The organism is Acinetobacter sp. S40 (genome assembly GCF_016624705.1).
GTDB lineage: Bacteria > Pseudomonadota > Gammaproteobacteria > Pseudomonadales > Moraxellaceae > Acinetobacter.
In genome coordinates, this window is sequence record NZ_JACVTU010000002.1 from 255,075 (window position 1) to 280,651 (window position 25,577).

Here is a 25,577-nt window from a genome sequence, read left to right on the forward strand (position 1 = left end):
TAAGCATGCGTTTTATCAAATAGATGATGATAATGTTCTCTGTAAATCTTCAAGTACTCCATAATTGGTCGCATCCATTTGGATAGGTGTGATGCTGACATAACCATTGGCGACCGCAAAAAAATCGGACTGCACATGACTTGGAGCTCTTTTCGGATCTGTCACAGCCTCACCAGCAAGCCCAATCCAATACACTTGGCGACCACGCGGATCAACATGACTGGTAATAGGTTTGGACTGTGCACGAAGCCCCTGATAAGTTACTTTTTCGCCTTGAAGCTTTGCAACATCAGGAATATTGATATTCAAAATGTGACGGGGCGGCAAACTTGGCAACCCTCTTGCAATAAAATCATGTACCCATTTAGCGGCAACGGCGTAATTATCAGCATGTTCATAAGAACGCACATTACTACCCGCTAGTGACACCGCGATCGCAGGCTGTTTCATCAAGCGACCTTCAAATGCTGCGCCTACTGTACCCGAATACAGCACATCATCCCCAAGATTTGCTCCACTATTGATCCCACTTACAACCAGATCAAATTCAAAGTCAAACAACCCATTCATGGAAAGATAAACGCAATCGGCAGGCGTCCCATTAACCGCCCATACATCTTGTGCAATCGGAATTGGACGTAAAGGTCGATCCAGCGTTAAAGCACTGGAGAAACCACTTCGTTCACTTTCTGGAGCAACCACTACAACACGACCTAAAGGTTTTAAAGCTTGAGCAAGTGCCTGAATCCCTGGTGCAAATACACCATCATCATTGGCAATAAGAATATTCACAAAACACGATCTCGATAAATGACTGATGAGGTTATTCAATTGAAATATTCATTGAATTATATATATTTAGCCACTTAATTCATCAATAATTTTGTGAAATCATGAGAACGTTATTTACATCTCACTTTTGTCTTATTAGTTTAATGGCGATCACCTTTAGTCAAACAACTTTAGCAGCTGAAGGTCTAACTCAGGTAGAAAGTAATGCTTTAGTCAAAGAAGATATTGCTGGAACACAGGTTTTAAGTGAAGTTTGTCCTGCGCTTATTGGCAAGCAAGCTAAATTTGAGCAGAATATTCAAAAATTGATTCAAATAAATTTAAAAGAGTATTCTGACCAATCTATGACATTTGCAGCTCTACAAAATGATGCTGAGTACAAATCTTTATTAGCGGAAGCACATATAACTCTCAAAGAAACATCTACAGAGGAACAAAAATCTGTGTGTGAAGATGTACTCAGTTTTCAAGAATAAATCTGCCCCAGAAAATCTCCTAAGGGTTCTAAATTCTTCATATTTAGAACCACATAACTGCATAAGCCCTACAGCAAAGATACAATTTTAAACCCTTTTTTATGCTATAAGTGGTTCAAATTCCTTAAGTCTTATTTTGAGTTTGAGTTTTTATGAAGAAAAATGTGTTTAAAATAGCTGGGTTGTCTTTTTTTCTTGCAACGAGCGCTTTCGCAACAACTGCATTTGCAAAAGACAAAAAAGCAGAAGCCGAACAAATTGAAGTTACCCCAACATCTGACAGCGTGACACCACAGGAACTTGCTGCAATTTATGTACTTTCTGAAGTCTGTCCAAGTTTGATCGGTAAAGATTTAAAGTTTAATAAAGCCTACGAAAATTTGGTTAAAGCCTATTTAAATAATGAACCGAATGCGGTTGAAACTTTAAAAAAACGCGCAAAATCTAAAGATTTTCAACCTGCTTTAAAAGAAGCCCGTGCAGATGCCAAAAAGGCATCGGATGATGAAAATCGTCAAATTTGCGATGATGTCCGTAATTATTATTCGAAATAACTTATTATTTACAATATGTATGAAATAAGCCGACTTTTACCGTAGAAGTCGGCTTGGCTTTATCCTAAAATGCTAGGCTCGTCTGCTTCACACAAGTTATCGGAACCACCTAGAATGATTCAAAAAAGCGCCCTTGCTGCACTCATACTTTTACCTTCATTTTCATATGCAGCAACTGTTTTATCAGCACCCCCAGAATTAAATAATAAAGCTTATGTATTAATGGATTATGAGACTGGGCAAATTCTCGCATCGAAGAATGAAAATGAACATCTCGCCCCTGCCTCAATGACAAAAATGATGACTAGTTACATCATTGAGCAGAAACTTTTAAAGGGCGATTTGACTGAAAATGAAAGCGTTCGTATGAACGAATCAGCATGGTGTCGTGGAAGCAGCACAGAATCGTGTATGTATGTACCACTTAATGGTACAGCAACAGTTCTGGAAATGCTGCGTGGAATTATCATTCAATCGGGTAACGATGCTTCTGTTGCAATGGCTGAACATATTGCGGGTAATGAAGGCACCTTTGCCCACATGATGAATCAGGAAGCGAAACGTATTGGCATGGTCAATACACACTTTATAAATTCAACGGGAATGCCTGCTGATGGTCATTATTCTTCTGCAAAAGATATGGCTATCCTTGCGCAACATATTATTAAAGACAGTTCAAAATATTATCCAATTTATTCAGAAAAAGAATTTACATTTAATGGGATCAAACAAGGTAACCGTAATGCCTTACTTTATACTGACCCAAGTGTAGATGGCTTAAAAACTGGCCACACCAATGAAGCGGGTTACTGCTTAACTACATCCAGCAAACGTGGCCCAATGCGTTTGATTTCGGTCATCTTCGGAACACCGAGCATGAATGAACGCGCCTCTCAAACGCGTACTTTATTGGCTTGGGGGTTTGCTAACTTTGAAACGGTCAATGTTCAGCCAGCAAATCAGGTTTTGGCCAAAGCAAAAGTGTGGTTCGGCAAAGAGGATGAAGTTCAAATTGGCTTAGCTGAAAACTTTAACGTTACAATGCCTAAAGGTCAGGCTGACAATATCAAAACCCAATTAGTGGTACAGCCTAAGCTGAATGCGCCATTAGCTAAAGGCCAAGTGGTTGGTAAACTTGTTGCAAGCCTTGATGGTAAAGTTATTGCAGAAAAACCACTGGTTGCTTTAAAACCAGTAGAAGAAGCAGGTTTCTTTGCTCGCATGATTGACCATATCAAAATGTTCTTTAGTAACCTATTCTAATTTTTAGAAGCTGTAAAATGAGCATTCAGATGCTATAGTCTGAATGCTTTTTTATTTTATAATTTCATCCTATTTGATTTTGAAGCCCGTCATGACCAAAAACATTCGCCCTTATTTAAATCAATATCCTCAAATTGATGACAGTTGTTATATTGATGAGATGTCTGTGGTTGTCGGCGATGTTCAATTGGCTGAGAATGTTTCGGTTTGGCCTTTTGCAGTGATTCGTGGCGATGTCAATAGCATTAAAATTGGTAAAAATAGTAACGTACAAGACCATTCCATGCTGCATGTTACGCATAAGCAGACGACAAAACCTGAAGGTTCACCTTTAATTATTGGTGATGATGTAACGATTGGCCATCATGTTACCCTACATGGTTGTACTATTGGCAATCGAGTTTTAATAGGTATCAATACCGTCATTCTGGATGATGTCATAATCGAAGATGATGTCATGATTGGCGCAGGGAGTTTAGTACCTCCACGAAAAGTTCTGGAAAGTGGTTATTTATATGTCGGCAGTCCTGTACAGAAAGTTCGGCCACTGACTGACAAAGAAAAAGCATTTTTAGCTTATTCAGCACAGAATTATGTGAAAGTGAAGGATAATTATAAAAACAGCTAAGCCGTATGTTCGAGCTGTTTTAAAACTTCTGAAAAACAATTCAGCTTTCAAGTCGTGTTAAAATCAATATCCTTGTACAAAATATGGAGGAGACTAAGAAATACGCACTAAAAATAGATTTGTTCGAGCCTAAAAATTAAATAATCCAATAAAACTCGAACCTTATTTGTCATCAAATGGTTATGGGTAAATAAAGCATAGATTGGCCGCGCAGGTAGCTCATATTCAGGCATTAATATCACGAGTTCTTTTTGCTGTATTTGCTTATCTACAAACCATTTTGGTGTCATGACAATTCCAGCTCCTTTTAAAGATGCAGTAACCACAGCATCTAGCGAATTGGATCTCATTCTGACTGGTACTTTAATTTTTCTTTTTGAGTTTTTCCCTTGAAATTCCCATTCATTTCCATGTTTATTTTGACTATAGATTAAACACGTATGCTGCATCAGGTGATCGGGTTGCAAAGGTGTACCATTTTTTTCAAGATATCTAGGTGATGCACATAAAACCCATCGGATATGTCCTAATGTACGACATAATAAGGATGAGTCTTCTAATGTACCCACCCTGATAGCTATATCGATCCCTTCATCTAAAAGGCTTACAGGTCGATCCAATAAGGTAACTGTCAAATTTATTTTTGGATATTGCATCATAAAATCAGAAAGAATAGGAACTAAGTGGTTGCGTCCCCATAATGTAGGCGCACTAATATGCAAGTCACCAGATGGTTCCCTGTTTTTATCTTTGAGCTGATTTTCTAATTGATTTAATTCATTCAATATTTCTTTTACCGAAGCATAATATGCATTGCCATCTTCGGTTAAAACAATTTTGCGCGTTGAACGGATGAGTAGTTTTAATCGCAGCCTTTCCTCCATTGTCGTAATTTGGCGACTAATGGTAGACACTGATATCCCCATTTTCTTTGCTGCACCAGATAAGCTACCAGTCTCTACTATATTTATGAACGATTGAATTGCATCCATTTTTTTAATTCCTAAACTTTTCTATTTTTGCAAATATGCAAAAGTTTTATGCAATTTTGATTATTCTCACAAATATAAGGCACATGTTAGTTTTAAACAAGGTTGATTAAAGTTGCGGAATCTATGAATCATTACCAGCTATTTTGGCTAAAGTATCTTGCCATTTCTGGATTAAGTCTTGCAGTAATTATTGCGAGTCTAGATACTGCGATTACAAATACAGCACTTCCCTATATTGGCAAAGAGTTGAACAGCTCTTTCATCCAGTCCATCTGGATAATAAATAGCTATCAACTTGTAATGGCAGCCTTGATGTTACCGCTTACAGTCCTTTCAGATCGAATTGGCTATAAAAAAGTCTTTTTATCTGGTTTATGCATTTTTATCGTTGCTTCATTTCTTTGTGGTTATGCGCACTCAATTCATGAATTAATTTTTGCCCGAGCTTTACAAGGACTTGGAGCAGCCAGCATTCTCGGAACAAATATTGCTTTGGTTCGATTACTTTACACTCCAAAAGAATTAGGGTTTGGTCTAGGGATTAATGCTTTTATTATTGCGCTTGGTTTAGCAGGAGGCCCCGTTGCTGCATCCATTATTTTGTCAAAAATGAGTTGGCACTGGTTATTTCTGGTCAACATTCCCATCGGAATATGCGCATTAATTTTTTCATTATTTCTACCTAATCATAAAAATAACGTCAATACACCTTTTAATTATGTTTCAGCTATTTTCACTATTATTATGTTTTCTTGCATCATTTATGCACTAGGTGAATATGCGGTTACGATCTCTCTTTCATGGGTTTTACTCTTTTTACTTATAGGCATTATAAGTGCTATTTTTCTATTTATTCGGGACTCTAAACATAATCAGCCCATTTTTCCATTTGACCTATTCCAAAATTCAATATTTTCACTTTCGATCTTCACAGGATTTTCTGCATTTGTGACTCAAGGACTAATGTTTGTCGCCTTACCCTATATTTTATTTAAATATGGTCTTTCAGCCCTATATATCGGTTTTTTAATTGCACCATGGCCGATCATGGGGGCTTTGGTCGCGCCGTTGGCAGGTTTATTGACTAATCACTTTTCAGCTGCGCATCTTGGAAATATAGGGTTATTGTTACTAGGAAGTAGCATCGCTGTGCTGGCCTCTTTTAATGGTGAATTACCTATTTGGGCATTTGTTATCATCATGATGATGTGTGGTTTAGGTTTTGGATTATTTTTAACGCCAAATCAACGACTACTACTCTCAAGTGCACCTTTGGCACGAAGTGGTGTCGCTGGTGGCATGCTGAATGTTGCAAGAATCTCTGGTCAAACATTGGGTGCTACTCTGGTTGCGTTTAGCCTTCATTTAAGTAATGGCCCCATAGCCAGCATGCTTTGGATAGGTGCTATGTTTGCTTTTATTGCCACGTTAAGTAGCATTTTCCGAAGTATAAGATAGTATCCAATTTCAACCATCGCATGTTTTGAAAGTTGAATATTGTCAGCATTTTTTGAGTTAATAAAAACTCAATCTTGCTCTAAGTCATAGCCAAAAAGCCTCAAATTTTGTATCATACTGCTTTTAAATCAGGGTGCTTTTTATGACCGCTTGGACACCGCATATTACCGTTGCCACAGTTGTTGAAAAAGATGGTCGTTTTCTGTTTGTAGAAGAACATACCGAAGGCGTGACCCACACTGTATTTAATCAGCCCGCGGGTCATGTTGAATGTGGTGAAACCCTAATCGAAGCAGCTATTCGTGAAACACTGGAAGAAACAGGTCATCGCGTTGAAATTGATGCTTTGCTTGGCATTTATACCTATACCCCGCCAATGTTTCCAGATCGGACTTATTACCGTTTTTGCTTTTTAGCCCACAGTATAAAGGCAGATCTAAATGCCACTTTAGATACTGGCATTATCCGTGCTGTCTGGATGAACCTGAATGAATTACAGGAAACAGCACGTGCTCGCAGTCCGTTAGTTACCAAAGCCATTCAAGATGCACTAAGCGGACAACGTTATCCTTTATCGCTTATTTATGAGCACCACTCTCCTTCTTTTAATTCAAATCTGGATGCTTAGTCCTATGCAACAACGCGTCATCGTCGGAATGTCTGGTGGAGTTGATTCATCAGTTTCTGCTGCACTTTTACTTCAACAAGGATATCAGGTTGAAGGTCTTTTCATGAAAAACTGGGAAGAAGATGACGGAACAGAATACTGTACAGCGCTTGAAGATCTGGCCGATGCCCAAGAGGTCGCCGACAAAATTGGAATCAAACTTCATACAGCAAACTTTGCCATGGAATATTGGGATCGAGTGTTTGAACATTTTCTTGCTGAATACGCAGCTGGGCGTACTCCAAATCCAGATATTTTGTGCAATAAAGAAATTAAATTTCGGGCATTTTTAGATCATGCCATGACTTTGGGCGCTGATTTTATTGCGACAGGCCACTATGCGCGTCGTGGTGCAAGTACACAAAACTCTAAAGGCGAAACATACGCACCACTACTTCGTGGTGTCGACAACAATAAAGATCAAACCTATTTCCTACATGCGGTACATGGTCGGGAAATTAATAAAACTTTATTTCCTGTCGGTGAAATTGAAAAACCAGAAGTTCGGAAAATCGCTGAACAACTTGATCTGGCAACAGCTAAGAAAAAAGATTCGACAGGTATTTGTTTTATTGGTGAACGTCGTTTCAATGATTTTCTTAAACAATATTTACCTGCACAACCTGGAAAAATTGTACTGGATAATGGTAAAGAAGTTGGTGAACACCACGGCTTAATGTACTATACGCTGGGTCAACGCGGTGGTATTGGCTTAGGTGGCCTCAAAAATGCACCTGAAGGTGCATGGTTTGTACTCCATAAAGATATTGCCAATAATCGACTTGTGATTGGTCAGGGACATGAACACCCACTCATGCAAAGCACACAACTGTGGAGTGAAAATATTGATTGGGTTGCAGGTGAACAGGAAATCCCAAATACAGGTTTCCGATGCACAGCAAAAACTCGTTATCGTCAACCTGATCAAGCGTGTACAATTTACCGTGATGAAAACACTGAAAATGGTATTCGTGTTGAATTTGATCAGCCACAACGTGCGGTCACTCCGGGACAAAGCGTCGTATTTTACGCCGATGAAGTTTGTTTAGGTGGTGGTGTAATCTTAACCACGAATGCACCGAAACCCGATTTTATTTAAAGTATATTTAAAGGAATCTTAGGCATGGTTGATACCCCTTTTCAACAGCCTCAAGCACTGAATGTACGTCAAAACCGTGCGTTAGCTCTTGCGGGCGTTTTTCAGGCCGCACAACTAACGCATATGACTGCAATGACAGGCCAACAAAGTATCGGTGAAAGTGGGAACTTTTACTTTGAACAATTAATCAAAGCTTGTCTAAATATACGTCCGACGATGAATTCCAGTATGCAAACATTGGATTTCTTTAATCAGCTTGCAGATATTTCATTGGGCTTAAAAACGCTGGAAAGTAGTATTACCCAGCCTTTTAGTAGCGCGCCTAAATCCCGCCTGCCTAAACTTTCAAATGCCAAGCTGCCCATGACTTATGCAATGGCGCTACTGCAACTTGAAAAGAAAGTTTATAAAAATCCAGAATATGTTGAAATTATTGAAAAATCGCAGCAAAAAATACTAAAACAACTGTCATTTTTTGATAACAACTATTTACATCCAAGTATTATTGCCAATCTTGCCCAAACCTATGTCGAAACAGCAGGTCAAATTAATCCGCGCATTATGGTTCGTGGTAATGCCGAAGCATTTAAAGATAGTCATCATACCAACCGTATCCGCGCCTGTCTGTTTACCGGACTGCAAATGGCACATTTATGGCGCCAACTGGGGGGTAGCTCATGGAATATGATTTTTAGCAAACGTAAATTGCTTCAAGACATTCAAACTCTCGCTCGTTTACAGTATCAAATGGTGGAACTTTGATACGATAACGGGTTTCGTTTTATATTCATTCCAAAATTTAAGGGATCCTTATGAACGCGTTAACCGCACTCTCGCCACTTGATGGACGTTATGCTAGCAAATGTGATGCTTTACGTCCTTTTCTTTCTGAGTTTGGTTTAATTCATGCTCGTGTGACCGTTGAAGTGCGTTGGTTACAAGCGCTTGCTAACCATCCAGAAATCATTGAAGTCGCGCCATTTTCAACTGAAACCAATGCCGCTTTAGATGCGATTGTCAGCAATTTCTCTGAAAATGATGCGAATCGTATTAAAGAAATTGAACGTACTACAAATCATGATGTAAAAGCAGTTGAATATTTTCTGAAAGAAAAAATTGCAGGAATTGATGAACTTAAAAATGCAGGTGAATTTATTCACTTTGCCTGTACATCAGAAGACATTAATAACTTGTCTCATGCGTTAATGCTTAAAAATGGTCGAGACGTTTTAGTTGCAAGTATGAAGCAAATCTTAAATGCGATTGCAGCTCTAGCTACCACACATGCTGAACAACCTATGTTATCTCGTACACATGGTCAAACAGCAAGCCCAACCACATTGGGTAAAGAGATGGCAAATGTTGCCTATCGCTTGGCACGTCAAATCAAGCAGTTTGAAAATGTAGAATTACTGGGCAAGATCAACGGTGCTGTAGGTAATTACAATGCACATTTCTCAGCTTATCCTGAAATTGACTGGGCAGCACATTCACAAGCATTTGTTGAATCTTTAGGTTTAGCTTTTAACCCATACACCACACAAATTGAGCCACATGATTATATGGCTGAATTGTTTGATGCATTACGCCGTTATAATACCATTTTGATTGATTTTAACCGTGATGTTTGGGGTTATATCTCTTTGGGTTATTTCAAACAAAAATTAAAAGATGGCGAAGTGGGTTCTTCAACCATGCCACATAAAGTTAACCCGATTGATTTTGAAAACTCTGAAGGAAATTTAGGTATTGCTAATGCAGTATTGGCTCACTTAGGTGAAAAACTTCCAATTTCTCGTTGGCAACGTGACTTAACTGACTCAACTGTATTGCGTAATATGGGTGTTGGTTTCGCTCAAAGCTTGATTGCCTTCGATGCTTGTTTAAAAGGTGTAGGTAAACTTGAACTGAATGCTAATCGATTAAATGAAGATTTAAATCAAGCTCAAGAAGTTCTGGCCGAACCAATTCAAACAGTGATGCGTCGTTATAATGTTGAACAACCATACGAAAAATTAAAAGCATTGACTCGTGGACAAGCCATGACTCGTGACATGATGGTGAATTTCGTAAATGGTGATGAACTTGCACAAGTTCCAGCTGATGAACGGTCACGTCTTGCTGAACTTACGCCTGCAACATATATAGGTAATGCAGCAGAGCAAGCCAAACAAATCAATGATTTAATTAATAAGCTTTAAATAATATTAATTAAAGTGAAGCGGAATCATTTTGAATGATTCCGCTTTTTTAATGCGTACTATTAAAAGATTAGTTTCGAGTTACGATGGGAAATATACCATTTGCTTTATCAAACAAAGAAAAAAACTTTCTTAAACTCATGCGGCTTCCTTGTATTTGAGTATCTTTGGAAAACATAAGATCTAGTGCGCCACTCTGCCCTGTCATCATATTCAAAAAGAAGGGCTTGGTCAGCGTGAGAGTTACAGCAGCATCTGTTGTAGGTTGCTTAACTTCCTTAAAGTTCATAACCGAATTATTGACTTTAATTTCATATATTTGATTTAAATCAGAGAAAACTAAATTTAATGTCAAATTTACATTTTCAGCACGATTTGCATTTAAGCTAGCTGCCATCGACTCCAAAAAACGCTCAACTGGCGTATGTTGCAACATATCCAATAATATAACCGGCGTCACTCCTGTTTTTGGAGTACCATTTTTTAGTTCCTGAGCGCCTGTTAAATAGAAATTTCGCCATGTAGATGCTTCTGACATATAGCCCAATTGACTAAATGTTTTGATCTGCAAGTCCTTAGCCTGCTGATTATTTGGATTCGCATATATAACATGTTTTAGCAGTTCAGCCCCCCAACGATAATTACCTTGATCATATGCTTGTTGTGCCGTTGCAATCATCTTAGCTTCGCCACCCGCCAAATCCACATAACCTTGTGCAGCTTGCTTAACGGGTAAATTATCCAGATTTGCTGGGTTAGCATCAAACCAGCCCATGTAGTATTGATACACTGCTCGTGCATTATGTTTAACCGTTCCATAATAACCGTGCACATTTAAATACTGATCGAGTTGAGGTGGTAATTTAATATTGTCGGATATTTCACTTCCAGTCATACCCGCATTAATCATACGTACAGTTTGATCATGGATGTATTTGTAACTATCTCGCTGTACAGTAATAAATTGTTTGATATTATCATTTCCCCAAACAGGCCAATGATGCTGGGCAAAGAATACATCTGCGTCTTTTGCATGATCAAGTGCTTGATCGAGATAGCTCACCCATTTTAATGTATCCCGAACTTTTGCCCCTCTTAAAGTATACAAATTATGTAAAGTATGTGAGAGGATTTCAGCGCCACCATAAGCTTTTTGCTGCGGTAAATAAAACGTTAATTCTGCTGGTGCTTCAGAATTTGGAACATTATAAAAAATGAAATCAACCCCATCGACAGTCATCGGTTGACGTGGCTGAGTGATCAATACAGTTGGTTCAAGAATACCAATATGACCAAATGACACAGCTTTTCCTAAACCATTATCAACTAGACCCATTTCATTTCGAGGAAGTGAACGACCATACATATAGTTTGCGCGGCGCCCCATTGCAGGGCCAACCATTAAATTCTCACTGGTTGCTTCTTCCATAAAACCCACAGGTGCAATCACAGGAATGTTTTTTGATTTAACCTCTTGTTCAGATAAAACGCCGAGCGTTCCACCAAAATGATCAACATGACTATGAGTAAATATAATGGCAGATACTGGCTGATTACCCAAATACTGACGAGCAAACTGCATAGCTGCAGTTGCTGTTTCTTTAGAAGTCAACGTATCCACCACAATCCAGCCTGTTTTCCCCTGAATTAATGTAATATTGGCTAAATCAAAACCACGAAGCTGCCAAATTCCATCACTGACTTTAAATAACCCAATTTGGTTATTTAAAATTGCCTGCTTCCATAAACTTGGGTTAACTGTATCTGGTGCATTTCCTTGCACAAAATCAAAACTGTCAAAATCCCAGACAATATTCCCCTGATCATCACTAATTTTTCCCGAAGGTTTGGCAATAAATCCTTTCATTGCATTTTTTATTTCTTGGGTATTATTTAAATCATAGGCTTGTGTGAATTTTTTCTGATAATTCAGAGTAGTCTGTTCAACAGGAATACTGCCGGAGAAAGATACAGGTGCATATATAGAAAATAAAATCGAAATCACTAACGATTTATGATTTAAATTAAAATTTTTTATCTGCATTTATTTTTCATCCGTTGAATTTAAGTACATCTATATATTTAAGACAAGCATCCTCACAATTAAAAAATAATTTTTTAACACTTAAGTGATGATTATCAAAATAAAAAAATCATTAAAATTTTGGCTTTGAATCCAAGTCATTCTGATCTGTTGACAACATTAATCCAATTAGATTAATGTTGTCAACAGACTTTAGATCTGAAGTGTAATCAGAAATGCAACATAGCGAAACCCAACTAAAACTGATGGAAGCGGCCATTCTTCTCTTTTCACAGAATGATGCAACTCGTCTTTCCGTTCAACAAATCAATGATTTAGCAGGAGTTTCAAATAAATCTGCATTGTATTATCACTTTAAATCTAAATGGGGACTGTTAGAAGCAGCATTGAGCTATGTATTGACACCCTATGCCAAACAAAGCTTAGAGGAACTTAATAAAATTTCAGAAGACCATATTGAACCTAACAGCATTGTAAAAGCCATGTATAGACCAATGGTGGATATTTTATTGCAGGACAACGGGCTTCAATATCTCAAGTTTTTTTCTCGAATGATTAGTACTGGAGAAGAAGGACGAAAAATGATTGCAAAAGAATTATCACCTATTGCAAAAAAGGCAACTCAACTTCTGTCTCAGGCATTTCCGGAAGCTAGTAAAGATGCCATTGATTTAAAAGTCTTATTTACTTTTAACATTATTTTAAATGTCATTAGTGATGTAGGACTAGAGCAATATTGGGCTACAGATATTAAAGATCGTAAATTAATATCAAAATACCTGATTGATTATATTGAAGGAGGAATCACATTTAAAATAGATTCACAGTATTAAAAAGCCAAACTATTTTAATTTTATTTATAAGCGCCTTTATAGAATATATAAAATTATTCAGGTACTGATTAAAGTATAGAGAATGGATTCAAAATATGAAAATTTTAAATCGTACTTTAGTGATAGCACTTTCAAGTACATGCTTCCTCACGGCTTGTCACGATGACGATGATAATGACGTGGTACAAATCACTCCACCACCAGCGTTAACTGACTGTATGTGGCATGATGGAGTAACCAGTAAATCGCATACTGGCGAAGATGCAATGAATTTTGCCTATCCTGATACCAATGTAAATTATTACACTAGCCAATTTAGTATTCCAGACGGTGCAAGAGTATTTGTCGATGGTGACTTCCCCTATTCTCGCCATATGTCTTTGGTAAGCTATGAATCAAATGGAACGCGTGTCAATTCACTATTAGATGCGGAGATTCAGCCAAATACTGGAGTTACCAACCCATTCGTGGTTGGCAATAAGCGCTTAGAAAAAGAACGTGGCTATTCAACAGAAATTAAAATTGGAAATTTACCCGCAAAGCCTGAGAAAAATACATTATATGCACCTCCAACAAATGATAATTCTTTAGTCATTTGGTATCGCGTTTATGTTCCCAATGAAGGTTACGATAATAAAGGTGGCGTCGAGTTTCCACATTTTAGAGTAGTCACTAAAGAAGGAAAGGAAATTAAAGGTCAAGAGGTCTGTCAGTTCCTAAATGTTAAAGATAAACCTGTCCAAAATTATAATGCTTTTTCAGGGGACATCGTCCAAAAAGCATTTTCTAGACAATTATACCCTGGCTTCCCAGCACAACTAACCCCAACATGGTATGCTGCGCGTAATGGAACAGCCAATGCCCAATGTGCTTATAAGATTGGTATAGAAAAATGTGAAGGATTAACTCCTGAACGTAAACTCAATTTTTGGGCAACTCCCGACAATGAATATGTATTCGCTACCACTAGTCGAAGAATAGGCAAGGTACTGCTATTAAATGGTAAATTACCAAAAATTGCTTCAACTCAAAATAACGAAGCCGTTCTAGGGGCGGGTGATCTTCGCTACATGTCGATTTGTACCAACGAAATTACATCTACAGCGACCAATTATTGCTTATACGATGGTGATCTAAGTAAAAATCTGGATGCTGAAGGTAAATATAAAATCATTGTTTCTTTGCCTGAAGATCGACCAAAAAATGCAACTGAAGAGTGTGGTTATAAGTTCTTAGCATTATCTCCACGCGGCAGTGGTCTCAAGAGTCCAGTGGGTGAGGATTATGGTCATGAAGACTTTGGGTTGTTAATTATGAGAAATTTACTGCCATATCCAGGCTTTAATCAAGCAGTTCAAAATACTGTGACTTGGGGTGATGAAAAGTCAATTATGGGTGATTATCTACCAACGATTCAGTATTTAGATCAAAATACTATCGATAATCTAGAATGTAAGCGTTAACTCTATATAAAAGCCTACTTCAAATTGAAGTAGGCTTTTATTTTGCTCGTGATCTTATCGATAAATTTTCAAATTAAAGCTTAGGATCACGTATCTGAACCAAATGATTATTTGCATTAACCAAGCTTTCAACAACTTTATTCATGACTGCGGGAATCAAATTATCTGCAAGTTGTGCCGCTTGAAGACCCAATTTTTCACCCAACGTTGGGCGTTTACGTGTAGTAATAACATAGACATCGTGTTGAGGTAATAAACCCAAAAGATATTCATCAGAAGTTTGCAATTTATCGACCAGATTTAAATCCAGTGCATCCTGACCATACCAGTGTTCACCAGTTGCTACTTTTTCAACATTCAGTTGTGGACGGTATTTCTCTACAAAATGCTTGAAAAGCGCATGGGTTTGTTGCAACTCTTCTTCAAATTTGGCTTTACCTTCAGGCGTATTTTCGCCAAACATCGTCACAGTACGCTTATATTCCCCAGCCGTATACAGTTCAAAATCAACATTATGTTGCTTGAGCAAACGGTTAAAGTTTGGTACCTGAGCTACAACTCCAATTGATCCCAAAATTGCAAAAGGTGCAGAAATAATTTCACTGCCAATGCAGGCCATCATGTAGCCGCCGCTCGCAGCAACTTTATCGACGATAATCGTGACATGAAAACCAGCATCGCGTAAACGAACCAGTTGTGCTGCTGCCAGACCGTAGCCATGTACCATACCGCCTGGACTTTCCAAACGTACCACAACGCGATCTTTTCCGGCTTTAGCAGTAGCAAGAATTAATGTAATTTCTTCACGTAATTGTTCAACAGCTGATGCCTGAATATCGCCCTTAAAATCAAGCACAAAGATTTTCTGATTATTTTTTTTACGAACACGAGCTTCTTTTGCTATTTGCTGAGTTAATTGTAATAGCTCAAATTTCGACGCCGTGGTTTGTGCAATTTTTTTGCGCTGCTCATTCACACGTGCATTAAGGTGACTAACACGAATTTCAGCGGGCAATTTTGGTAAATGAAATAGCATGAGCTGTTTTTTCTCTAGAGTTCCTGATTATGTTCAAAAGATGAGGGCTAAACACCTAAATTTCAATATGACTTTTGAAAACAAGATGATATATGGCTTATTTTTTTCAATAAAAAAGCACCCGAAGGTGCTTTAAAACATACCGAGAATTAGCCAAAACGACCAGTAATATAAGCTTCTGTAAGCTGATGATCGGGCTGAGTAAATACTTTCTCAGTTGAGTTGACTTCGATCAAGTCGCCTAAATGGAAATACGCCGTACGGTCAGAAACACGAGCAGCCTGTTGCATAGAGTGCGTTACAATCGCAATAGTGTACTGGGTTGAAAGTTCTGAAATTAATTCTTCTACTTTTGCTGTTGCAATTGGATCGAGTGCCGAACATGGTTCATCCATCAAAATCACTTCTGGACTTACCGCGATGGTACGTGCAATACATAAGCGTTGTTGCTGACCACCAGATAGACCTGTACCAGGTTGATTCAAACGGTCTTTGACTTCTTCCCAAAGTCCAGCTTTACGTAAACTATTTTCAACGATCTCTTCCAGATCATATTTATCACGTGCTAAACCATGAAGTTTCGGACCATAGGCAACATTGTCAAAAATTGATTTTGGAAATGGATTTGGCTTTTGGAACACCATACCAACTTGCGCACGTAACAATACTACGTCCAGATTCGGATCATAGATATCATGGTTATCCAGTAAAACTTTACCAGTTACACGACAGCTATCAATCGTATCATTCATGCGATTTAGTGTGCGTAGAAAAGTTGATTTACCACAACCAGAAGGCCCAATAAAAGCAATCACTTCATTTTCATAAATGCTAATGTCGATGCCTTTAATGGCTTCACTGTCACCATAATAGACATGTACATCATTGGCACTTAATTTAACTTTTTGCTTAGTTTCTTTTTTCGGACTCGCTTGAGTATCAAACTGCGAGACAAATGAAGTCTGACGTTTTTGTTCAGTTTCAGCACTGGTAAATTGCTTTTGATCAGAAGTCACTGTTTTATCCTTTTCTAAGGCATTTGTTGTATCAATAGTATTCATCATCTCACCTTCTATTACCAACGCACTTCGAATTTTTTACGTAACCAAATTGCGAGGCTATTTAAACCAATCATCATTGCCAGTAATACAATAATGGCTGCTGCGGTACGTCCTTCAAAGAAGTTACGTAGTTCATTGCCTTGCCACAAGAAAATCTGTACAGGCAAAGCGGTTGATTGATCAAGTGGGCTGGTCGGTATACTTGCCACGAAAGCACTCATACCAATTAAAAGTAACGGCGCAGTTTCACCTAAAGCCTGAGCTACACCAATAATTGCACCCGTTAAAATTCCCGGTAAAGCCAATGGTAATACATGATGAAAGACCACCTGCACACGTGAAGCACCCAAACCTAAAGCAGCCTGACGAATCGACGGTGGAACCGCTTTTAATGCAGCTCGAGTGGTAATAATCACTGTCGGTAAAGTCATTAAACTTAGGACCAAACCGCCCACTAATGGCGCAGAAAGTGGTAAATGCATCCAGTTAATAAAGATCGCAGCCCCCAATAAACCAAACACAATTGATGGAACCGCAGCCAAATTGTTAATATTGACTTCAATAACATCGGTAATGATATTTTGTTTAGCAAACTCTTCCAGATATACCGCACTGGCAACACCAATTGGGATCGAGATAAAGATCACAATCAGCATCATGAACAGTGAGCCCATGAATGCCCCAGCTAAACCACTGGTCGCTGGTGAACTACGTGAGTCTGGATTGGTAAAAATATTGGTATTGAATGAATGAGTAAGGATACCATTCTTATCTAATTGATCGGCCAATTGACGGACTTCTGGACTCAGTTGCTGTTGATCATCTGGCAAACTGCGATCAATTTTACCTGTTAGCCAGACATCTATATTTGCATCTGCCAGAAACTTGAGGTCTTCACGTTTACCGATCAGTGAAGGATCTTTAAACACCATATCACGTAAACGATACGACTCGGAACTGGTATATAAACTACTTAAATCATCGCGTTTTGAGGCTAAAGCGGGATCTTTAGCAATCAAACCATTAATGATTAGTGCATCCCAATCCACCATGCCCATTTTTGTTTGCCATTCTATATAGCGTTCTTGAAAATGTGCTGGTGTTTCTCCTGTCGCCTGTACAGGTTTAGGCCCCGCATCAATCACTGTGGGATCAAAATAAACAGGAACCGTCATGCTGGTTTGCCAAAAAGCAGGTAAACCTTTTGCCAGAATACTGCCGAATAATAAGGCAACAAATAACAGACCAATAACAACCGCAGAAAAACCAAATAATCGAAAAGTTGTTTCTTTACGATGGCGTTTCGCCAAAGACTTTTGAATAGTATTTTTACGTTTCTCGCGCAATTCCGCGGCAACTCGTGGATCAAAACTATTTTGATCTAAAGGTGTAGAAGTATTTGATGTACTCATTCGTATTGCTCGCGATATTTACGCACAATATAAAGTGCAACAATGTTAAGACCTAAAGTAATCACAAACAGCGTCAAACCTAAGGCGAATGCAACCAATGCCTGAGGACTTGCAAAATCTGTGTCACCCGTTAATTGGTTGACAATTGTCACTGTGACTGTAGAAACTGCTTCCAGTGGATTGACATGAAGTAAAGGACTATTCCCCGCTGCCAGTACCACGATCATGGTTTCACCAATAGCACGAGATGCCGCCAATAAGAATGCACCGATAATGCCGGGCAATGCTGCTGGAATCACCACTTGACGAATCGTTTCAGATTTGGTCGCCCCTAGCCCAAGCGAACCATCACGTAATGCGCGCGGAACTTGAGTAATAATGTCATCTGAAAGAGAGGATACGAATGGGATAATCATAATTCCCATAACAAAACCTGCAGTCAGTGCACTAGTCGCATTAATATTAATGCCAACCATTTCACCTGCCATTTTGAAAAATGGACCAATAATCATTAGGGCAAATACGCCATAAACGATGGTTGGAATACCTGCCAAAATTTCAATAGCTGGTTTTGCCCATGAACGTAGCATTGGTGAGGCATATTCAGCCAGATAGATCGCAATCATCAAACCAATTGGCACTGAGACTAGCAATGCGATTCCACTTACCATAAGTGTGCCCCAGAGTAATGGTAATAAACCATAACTGCCTTCAGCACTGCCAGACGTACTAAAACCTGGATTCCACTCGGTTCCAAAGAAGAAATCGATTGGACTCACAAAAGAAAAGAATCTTAAGGCTTCGCTAAACATGGACATCACAATGCCAAGTGTCGTCAAAATTGCAACACCCGAACACAGTGCAAGAGTAATGTTAATAATCTTTTCGACTTTATTACGTGCACGAAAACTTTGCGCAACACGTTTTTTTGCGATCAGCAAACCCACAATTGCAGCACAAAGCACCACCGCTAGTTTGGCATATGAACCAATAGTCTGAACTTTAGCCAGTTGCGCTGCCGCTGCCAGCTCGTAAGGCGCTGGTTGGTCAGTCACTCCAAAACCAGAAGCAATCGCTTTTACACGATTCATCAATACTTCAATACTTGCCTGATCCATACCCGCCAAAGTTGCTGCTGGCACCTGATCTAAAATGACATGTTTTAAAATATTTGGCTCAACCAAATTCCAAACAATCAAAATTAAAAAAGCAGGGATACCACACCATAACGCAACCAATGCTCCATAGTAGCCCGGTCGTGAATGTAATAATGCAGAGTTATTTCCCTTACCTGCTAGGCTGCGGCTTTTGCTCAACCCAATTTGATAAGCTATGGCGATGAGTGCCAATAGCACGCCAATCAATAGCAGATTCATGTAATCTCCACCGTTTTTTCAATTTTCATTCTTTGAAAAAACCCAGTTAAACATCTTGCTAGACAAAAAGCTGATGAAGGTGTTACACCATCATCAGCTCTCATTTTAAATCTATTATTTAACAGATTTACCTGCTTTAAAGTCTGCCAGTACTTTTGCACGCTCTGAATCAGACATTGAAATTAAACCAGCTTTCTCAAGCTTAGAACCTTTACCTGAAGTCTTTTTATTCAGGAAAAATTCTACGTATTGAGGTAAACCTTTAATTGATTTCACATGCTCGCCTTTTACATAAAAGAATAAAGGACGAGATACAGGATAGCTACCATTCAAAATGGTTTTTTCAGAAGGTGCTACATTATTGACTGTGGCTACACGAAGTTTGTCACGGTTTTGATCATAGAAACCTAAACCAAATACACCTACAGCACTTGGAGAAGTTTTCAAACGCGCTAGAGTTTCAGTATAGTCACCAGCAATTTCAATTACACGACCATCTTTACGGAAAGCAGAACATGCTTTTTTCTGTTCTTCTTTGTCTAATTTTTTGAAGTAATCATAAGCTTCACAGCCAGCTTCAACCATTTTTTCTTGGAATACTTCACGTGTACCATGGTTAGATGCAGGAACAACTAAAGTAATCGGTTCGTTTGGAAGTGATTTATCAATCTGGTTCCAACGTGTATATGGGTTTGGTACAAGCTGACCATTTGATGGTAATTTTTCAGCAAGTGCAGCAAAAACAAATGCAGGTTTTAATTTATAAGCAGCTTTACTTGAGTTTGAAGCAAATACAATACCGTCATAACCGATTTTGATTTCTTGTACTTGATTTACACCAGCTTTTTTACAAGCGGCTAATTCTGTATCTTTAATTTTACGTGATGCGTTTGCAATATCAATCGTGTTATCGCCAACACCCTGACAAAACTGTTTTAAACCGCCCGATGTACCACCAGAACCCACTACAGGTGTTTTAAACTGCGGGAAAGTATTACCAAACTCTTCTGCAACAATACTTGCATAAGGCAAAACAGTTGATGAACCAGCGATCTGAATCGTATCACGGGCTGCATTCGCAGTTGTCGCTACAGCGGCCCCAGAAACTGCAAGTGCAATGGCAAGTTGACGTGGATTTAAGCGCATGCTCTTCTCTCTTTATTTAGCGTAATGTGCGTACAGCACTTTATCAATCAGTGTTTGTACTTTGGATAACAGCATTTTGATTTTAAAATGTGACAATTCAGTGACATCTTGATGACGCTTTTATGATAATTCATGCCTAAACTTTGATTTTTATAAAATTCTTTTAATTTCAATATGTAACTTCAATTTTCAATACAGGCTTTGTATTTTTATTTATCATTTAAAATGTAATATTTCATTGTATTGTCATAAAAAAGGCCACCGAAGTGACCTTTTATACTACGAATATCTAGTCAATCGCTGGAGTATATGTTCCAGCCACGATTTCATCTTTAATTCGATCACTTTCAGCAAGAACCATTGCCAACAAGTTCTTCACATTTTCCAATGTTGCTACAGGACTAAGCGTGGTCATTTTTAAAGACTGCACTGCACCAACTTTGGTTACACCAATATTGGCATCTCCACGCGCAAATAATTCATCTGCTACGTTTTGATTTAGACTATCAATAAATTCAGCAGGGTAATCTTTGGGTACAACACGGAACAAGACCGAAGCGAACTGTGGTTCCACTAGAAGCTCAAGCTCATCCGTTGCTTTAATATAATCAGCAACTTCACGAGTTAGCGTCACGCCGTGATCAATCATGGAACCATAAAGCTCCTCACCCAATGCTTCCACAGTCATCCAGAGCTTTAAGGCATCAAAACGACGTGTAGTTTGCAATGATTTAGAGACGAGATTTGGTACACCGTGTTCTTCATCATAGGCAGAATTCAAATATTCTGCTTCATAATGCATAAAGCGATAATTCGCCTCATCTTTCAATAAGAAAGCACCACAGCTAATGCTTTGGAAATAATGCTTATGGAAGTCCAATGTGATCGAATCTGATAATTCTATACCATCCAACATATCACGATGGACATTAGATAAAATCAATGCTCCACCCCAAGCTGCATCAATATGCATCCATGCACCATATTTATTGGTGATTTCACGGATTTTTTTGAGTGGATCAATCGCACCAGCATCAGTCGTACCTGCGGTTGCCACCACACATGCAACAATTTTGCCTTCAGCTTGCAAATGTGCCATCGTTTTTTCAAGCGCATTGACATCCATTTGTGCATTTTCATTCACAGGAACGGTCACAACTGACTGAAAACCCATCCCCATCATCGCCATGTTCTTTTGCACAGAGAAATGTGCATTTTCAGAACAAATTACTTTGACGTTTTTCATAGCATCTGAGGGGATACCATCACGCTGAACAGACCAAGGCTGACCGTTTTCATCTTTCCAGTTTTTGGAGATACAGCAATCACGTGCCAGAAGAACACCCATCAAATTAGACTGTGTACCCCCTGAGGTAAATACACCCGCCTGACCTGATCCATAGCCAACTTTTTGACGTAACCAGTCAATCAATTGCACTTCCATTAACGAACCCGCAGGACTTTGATCCCATGAATCCATCGACTGGTTAGTTGCATTAATCAACACTTCTGCGATCTGGCTGGTCACCATTGTTGGACAATGCAAATGCGCAAGTGAATAAGGATGATGCACCTTTAAGCTTTTATTGAGAAATAACTCAACCATTCGGCTCAAAGACTGGTGTAAGCCCATCCCTTCTTTAGACGGATTAAAAGAAATTGCTGAACGCAATTCTTTAATGCTGCCACCCGTATACATTTTGTCATTTTGCAACCATGCAGCGACGGCTTTTACCGCCTCATCCATTGCTGACTGGTAGTCAGTAATGGATGCAGCATCATTGCAGAGTAAAGCTTTACGATGTTCTGCAAAATCAACCATGTGTATTAGCCCCGAACTGCTTTAAGTGCTTCACCCATTGCTTTCTTGAAGCGTGCAATCACTTCGACACATTCATCATGACTAATGATAAGTGGGCAAAGGAGACGGATCACTGTACCGTTACGACCACCTTTTTCAAGCAATAGTTTATTGTTGAAACAAGCAGTTTGAATAGCAGCCGCCAATTGAGCATCGGCAGGACGTGAACCAATACGATCTACAGGTTTACGTTCATCTACAATCTCGACACCGATCATAAGACCACGACCACGTACGTTACCGATACATGGAAATTCTTGAGCCAGTTTTTTCAACTCAGCTTGTAGATAATCACCACGCTCCTGCGCATTTTGAGCCAGATTTTGTTCTTTAATGGTATTTAAAACCACTAAACCTGTACCCATTGCCAATTGGTTACCACGGAACGTACCAGTATGACCAGCAGGTTGCCAAGCATCAAATTTGCGTTTAATACCAAGCACAGCAAGTGGTAAACCCCCACCTACAGCTTTTGACATGACTACCACGTCAGGTTCAATCCCTGCGTGTTCAAATGCAAACATTTTGCCTGAACGTGCAAAGCCAGCCTGCACTTCGTCGAGAATTAAAACAATGTTGTGCTTTTCAGTCACTTCACGGATTTTTTGCAACCATTTTACTGGTGCAGTCACGACTCCACCTTCACCTTGAATCGCTTCAAGAATTACAGCAGCAGGTTTAGTGACACCGCTTTCAACATCTTCAATTAAATTTTCAAAATAATAAGTTAATGCATCAACACCTGCTTCACCGCCAAGCCCTAATGGACAACGGTACTCATGCGGATATGGCATAAACTGTACGCCTGGCATTAAATTATTCACAGCATTTTTAGCGCTAAGGTTACCTGTCATTGCAAGAGAACCATGCGTCATACCATGATAACCGCCTGAAAAACTAATGACTGAACTGCGCCCAGTATAAGTTTTGGCAAGTTTAATCGCAGCCTCGGTCGCATCTGCACCAGATGGACCACAGAACTGCAAGCAATACTCTTCCTGACCACCTGGCAAGTAAGATAATAATGCTTCAGTAAATGCATCTTTCAAAGGAGTTGTTAAATCTAAAGTATGCAAAGGTAGACCGCTTGCTAACGTGTCCTGAATACTTTGAATCACCGCAGGATGATTGTGGCCTAAAGCCAGTGTCCCCGCCCCCGCTAAACAGTCGAGATATTGTGTACCTTCAACGTCTGTAACCCAGCAGCCTTGCGCTTTGGCAATAGCTAACGGTAATTTACGCGGATAACTACGAACATTCGATTCCATCTGACTTTGGCGAGTCAAGTAGTATTCGTTAGTTGAATGGGTGGCAGGATTTACGGAATTAACGCTCATATCGAATTACCATCTCTGATATGGGTTGAAAGAAATAAGTCTGGTGACTTGCGGTCCTTTGACTCGGTGCTTGTAGGATTCTAGTTAGGCAACATTTGCTTTCTTATCACTAGGAGGGCGATGATACCCTTTTTTGTATAAAAATAAAGACCTTTTGATCTATAATTTTACTCAACCAGATTAAAAAAAATAAATGCCTAACTCCTTGAACAATTTATAATCATACTATGTGACAAGCGAAAGAAAATACGCTTTTTTTATTCATTTTTTTTCTTTCCTTAAATTTATCATTTATTTTTCTATATAAAAATATTAACCGGCTGATTTTTAATGTTTTAGATGTCAATATTTAGATTCTAATTGCATCTAAACTCTTACAAACTCTCCACAAAAGATTTTTAAGTTCTACATCACTCATCATTAAGATAGATTGAGATAAAAACAAGTTTTTATTTTAAATTCCAAGGAAACTTTTATGCGTCATTTAATATTAAGCAGTTTATTACTTTCAGCCACCATCAGCCCTGCCGTATTTGCAGCAGAAAACGAATCCCTTAATTATAATGTCGTTAATGTACAAGCTGAAGCCTCACGTCAGGTCTCTAATGATGAAATGCATGCCACACTTTATATTGAAAAGAGCAACAAACAGCCCGCTGCACTTGCAACACAAATTAATCAACTCATGAATGAAGCAATGTCTTTATCACGTAAATACCCACAAGTAAAAGTTGAAACAGGCGCTCAAAGCACTTATCCAGTTTACGACAATGACAGCCGAAAATTGAAGGAATGGCGTGGCCGCGCTGAAATTCGTCTTGAAAGTAAAGACTTTAAAGCTGCTAGCCAATTGATTAGCGAATTACAACAAAACTTCCAGACCCAATCGATTAATTTTACAGTCTCTGATGAACAGCGTAAAAAAGTTGAAAATGAACTCATGGTTGAAGCTTCAAAGAACTTTCAACAGCGGGCTCAAGTGATTACGCAGGCATGGAATAAAAGTAGCTATAATCTCGTCAACTTAAATTTGAACACCAATAATTATTTCCCACAGCCCGTCATGATGCGCGCCAGCATGGCAAAATTTGCTACGGCGGAAGCAGCTCCTGCACAAGATGTTGCCGCAGGTGAGTCTAAAATTACCGTGAATGCAAATGGTGCCATTCAATTTAAGTAGAACTGTCGGAATGGGATTGACATTAAGAGAGTAGCTCTCGGTAGAGTGAGTGGCTGTTTATTTTATTAGTCAATCCAATTTCGATTTTAAATCCAACCATGCGACTAATAAAAAGCCGCCGACTAAACCTAAATGCTCAAAGAATGAATTAGCAGCCATAAAGCGTTGCTGTCCAAGAGGTAACTCCCAAAACTGCAGCGCAATAAACGTTGCCATGAGCGTAAATCCCCCTAATGCCAGTGCCCCTAACCAACGAAAAAAACCTAACAGAATCATGATGGAAGCAGCTAATTCCAGCATAATGACCAAGGTCGCAAACAAGGGCGCTGGTGTTAATCCAAAATGATTCATTTCTGCAATTGCAGTTGGAAAATCGCTTAGTTTATTAAAACCACCTTGTAAATAGGCGGCGCATAATCCTAAATATGCAAGAAATGGAATTATTTGAGTCTTTAAAATTGGTTGTAAAGCAAGTGCGATATTTTGAGAGAAGTTTGACATCTTAAATCAGGCTTTATTTTGATGTTTTATTCTAACGTGATTATTATTTTAGAAAAGTAAGCTGGCAATGAGCAGGACTCTTTACAATCGCAACAAACGTCTTTACCCATTTAAAATTAAAATGATTTAAATTCATAAAAAATAATGCCTTATTTTTATTTTTTTGTTATTTAGCCTTCTTGTTTTCAGATATTGTC

The 25,577-nt window shown here is 38.8% G+C and carries 23 protein-coding genes; 12 read left to right on the forward strand and 11 right to left on the reverse strand.

The window, feature by feature from the left end; translation table 11 throughout:
- Positions 1–15: 15 nt before the first annotated feature.
- On the reverse strand, positions 16–792 hold the full coding sequence (gene surE / locus IAE19_RS03845; protein ID WP_200459608.1) for a 5'/3'-nucleotidase SurE: 777 nt from the start codon (positions 790–792) through the stop codon (positions 16–18).
- A 101-nt stretch (positions 793–893) separates the two neighbouring features.
- Here surE and IAE19_RS03850 point away from each other — a divergent pair, with 101 nt between their 5' ends.
- The 4 genes from IAE19_RS03850 to IAE19_RS03865 all read left to right on the forward strand — a co-directional run bounded on the left by IAE19_RS03850 (position 894) and on the right by IAE19_RS03865 (position 3,713).
- Positions 894–1,268 carry an MCR_0457 family protein gene (locus IAE19_RS03850; protein WP_200459609.1) on the forward strand — a complete coding sequence of 125 codons (375 nt, stop codon included), beginning with the start codon at positions 894–896 and terminating at the stop codon, positions 1,266–1,268.
- 152 nt (positions 1,269–1,420) lie between these two features.
- A complete protein-coding gene (locus IAE19_RS03855) occupies positions 1,421–1,822 on the forward strand; it encodes an MCR_0457 family protein (RefSeq protein ID WP_200459610.1) in 402 nt (133 codons plus the stop codon).
- 114 nt (positions 1,823–1,936) lie between these two features.
- The gene (dacC, locus tag IAE19_RS03860; RefSeq protein WP_200459611.1) at positions 1,937–3,085 is read left to right on the forward strand and encodes a D-alanyl-D-alanine carboxypeptidase PBP5/6; all 1,149 of its coding nucleotides are present in this window, start codon (positions 1,937–1,939) and stop codon (positions 3,083–3,085) included.
- A 91-nt stretch (positions 3,086–3,176) separates the two neighbouring features.
- Positions 3,177–3,713, forward strand: a complete 537-nt coding sequence (locus IAE19_RS03865) for a gamma carbonic anhydrase family protein (RefSeq protein ID WP_200459612.1) — start codon at positions 3,177–3,179, stop codon at positions 3,711–3,713.
- A gap of 107 nt (positions 3,714–3,820) precedes the next feature.
- On the opposite strand, the gene IAE19_RS03870 is transcribed toward IAE19_RS03865, so the two are convergent.
- Entirely contained in the window at positions 3,821–4,705 is an 885-nt protein-coding gene (locus IAE19_RS03870; RefSeq protein ID WP_200459613.1) for a LysR family transcriptional regulator, read from the reverse strand.
- Between the two features lie 123 nt (positions 4,706–4,828).
- Here IAE19_RS03870 and IAE19_RS03875 point away from each other — a divergent pair, with 123 nt between their 5' ends.
- The 5 genes from IAE19_RS03875 to purB all read left to right on the forward strand — a co-directional run bounded on the left by IAE19_RS03875 (position 4,829) and on the right by purB (position 10,130).
- Entirely contained in the window at positions 4,829–6,163 is a 1,335-nt protein-coding gene (locus IAE19_RS03875; protein ID WP_200459614.1) for an MFS transporter, read from the forward strand.
- 142 nt (positions 6,164–6,305) lie between these two features.
- The gene (locus IAE19_RS03880) at positions 6,306–6,791 is read left to right on the forward strand and encodes an NUDIX hydrolase (RefSeq protein ID WP_200459615.1); all 486 of its coding nucleotides are present in this window, start codon (positions 6,306–6,308) and stop codon (positions 6,789–6,791) included.
- Positions 6,792–6,795: 4 nt separating this feature from the next.
- A complete protein-coding gene (mnmA, locus tag IAE19_RS03885) occupies positions 6,796–7,929 on the forward strand; it encodes a tRNA 2-thiouridine(34) synthase MnmA (RefSeq protein WP_200459616.1) in 1,134 nt (377 codons plus the stop codon).
- Positions 7,930–7,953: 24 nt separating this feature from the next.
- Positions 7,954–8,691: a high frequency lysogenization protein HflD gene (gene hflD, locus IAE19_RS03890; protein WP_200459617.1), complete on the forward strand. Its 738-nt coding sequence runs from the start codon at positions 7,954–7,956 to the stop codon at positions 8,689–8,691.
- Between the two features lie 50 nt (positions 8,692–8,741).
- Entirely contained in the window at positions 8,742–10,130 is a 1,389-nt protein-coding gene (gene purB, locus IAE19_RS03895; protein WP_200459618.1) for an adenylosuccinate lyase, read from the forward strand.
- A gap of 70 nt (positions 10,131–10,200) precedes the next feature.
- Here purB and IAE19_RS03900 read toward each other — a convergent pair whose 3' ends face one another.
- Positions 10,201–12,174 carry an alkyl/aryl-sulfatase gene (locus tag IAE19_RS03900; protein WP_200459619.1) on the reverse strand — a complete coding sequence of 658 codons (1,974 nt, stop codon included), beginning with the start codon at positions 12,172–12,174 and terminating at the stop codon, positions 10,201–10,203.
- Positions 12,175–12,389: 215 nt separating this feature from the next.
- Between IAE19_RS03900 and IAE19_RS03905 the strand changes: the two genes are divergently transcribed.
- Together IAE19_RS03905 and IAE19_RS03910 are read left to right on the forward strand one after the other, a co-directional pair.
- Complete coding sequence (locus tag IAE19_RS03905) at positions 12,390–13,007, forward strand: TetR/AcrR family transcriptional regulator (protein ID WP_200459620.1); 618 nt, start codon at positions 12,390–12,392, stop codon at positions 13,005–13,007.
- Positions 13,008–13,102: 95 nt separating this feature from the next.
- On the forward strand, positions 13,103–14,470 hold the full coding sequence (locus IAE19_RS03910) for a hypothetical protein (RefSeq protein ID WP_200459621.1): 1,368 nt from the start codon (positions 13,103–13,105) through the stop codon (positions 14,468–14,470).
- Between the two features lie 73 nt (positions 14,471–14,543).
- On the opposite strand, the gene sohB is transcribed toward IAE19_RS03910, so the two are convergent.
- From sohB to IAE19_RS03945, 7 genes are all read right to left on the reverse strand, one after another.
- Entirely contained in the window at positions 14,544–15,506 is a 963-nt protein-coding gene (gene sohB, locus IAE19_RS03915) for a protease SohB (RefSeq protein ID WP_200459622.1), read from the reverse strand.
- Positions 15,507–15,655: 149 nt separating this feature from the next.
- On the reverse strand, positions 15,656–16,570 hold the full coding sequence (pstB, locus tag IAE19_RS03920; RefSeq protein WP_413784508.1) for a phosphate ABC transporter ATP-binding protein PstB: 915 nt from the start codon (positions 16,568–16,570) through the stop codon (positions 15,656–15,658).
- 11 nt (positions 16,571–16,581) lie between these two features.
- A complete protein-coding gene (pstA, locus tag IAE19_RS03925; protein ID WP_200459624.1) occupies positions 16,582–17,979 on the reverse strand; it encodes a phosphate ABC transporter permease PstA in 1,398 nt (465 codons plus the stop codon).
- Positions 17,976–19,355, reverse strand: coding sequence for a phosphate ABC transporter permease subunit PstC (pstC, locus tag IAE19_RS03930; RefSeq protein WP_200459625.1), 1,380 nt, complete (start codon positions 19,353–19,355; stop codon positions 17,976–17,978). Before pstC ends, pstA begins: the two co-directional genes overlap by 4 nt.
- A gap of 114 nt (positions 19,356–19,469) precedes the next feature.
- Complete coding sequence (locus tag IAE19_RS03935; protein ID WP_200459626.1) at positions 19,470–20,501, reverse strand: substrate-binding domain-containing protein; 1,032 nt, start codon at positions 20,499–20,501, stop codon at positions 19,470–19,472.
- Between the two features lie 289 nt (positions 20,502–20,790).
- Entirely contained in the window at positions 20,791–22,323 is a 1,533-nt protein-coding gene (locus IAE19_RS03940) for a pyridoxal phosphate-dependent decarboxylase family protein (RefSeq protein WP_200459627.1), read from the reverse strand.
- Positions 22,324–22,328: 5 nt separating this feature from the next.
- Complete coding sequence (locus tag IAE19_RS03945) at positions 22,329–23,699, reverse strand: diaminobutyrate--2-oxoglutarate transaminase (RefSeq protein WP_200459628.1); 1,371 nt, start codon at positions 23,697–23,699, stop codon at positions 22,329–22,331.
- 475 nt (positions 23,700–24,174) lie between these two features.
- Between IAE19_RS03945 and IAE19_RS03950 the strand changes: the two genes are divergently transcribed.
- Positions 24,175–24,879 carry an SIMPL domain-containing protein gene (locus tag IAE19_RS03950; RefSeq protein ID WP_200459629.1) on the forward strand — a complete coding sequence of 235 codons (705 nt, stop codon included), beginning with the start codon at positions 24,175–24,177 and terminating at the stop codon, positions 24,877–24,879.
- Between the two features lie 69 nt (positions 24,880–24,948).
- Here the strand turns inward: IAE19_RS03950 and IAE19_RS03955 are convergent, their stop codons facing one another.
- The gene (locus tag IAE19_RS03955; RefSeq protein WP_200459630.1) at positions 24,949–25,380 is read right to left on the reverse strand and encodes a DoxX family protein; all 432 of its coding nucleotides are present in this window, start codon (positions 25,378–25,380) and stop codon (positions 24,949–24,951) included.
- Between the last annotated feature and the right edge of the window lie 197 nt (positions 25,381–25,577).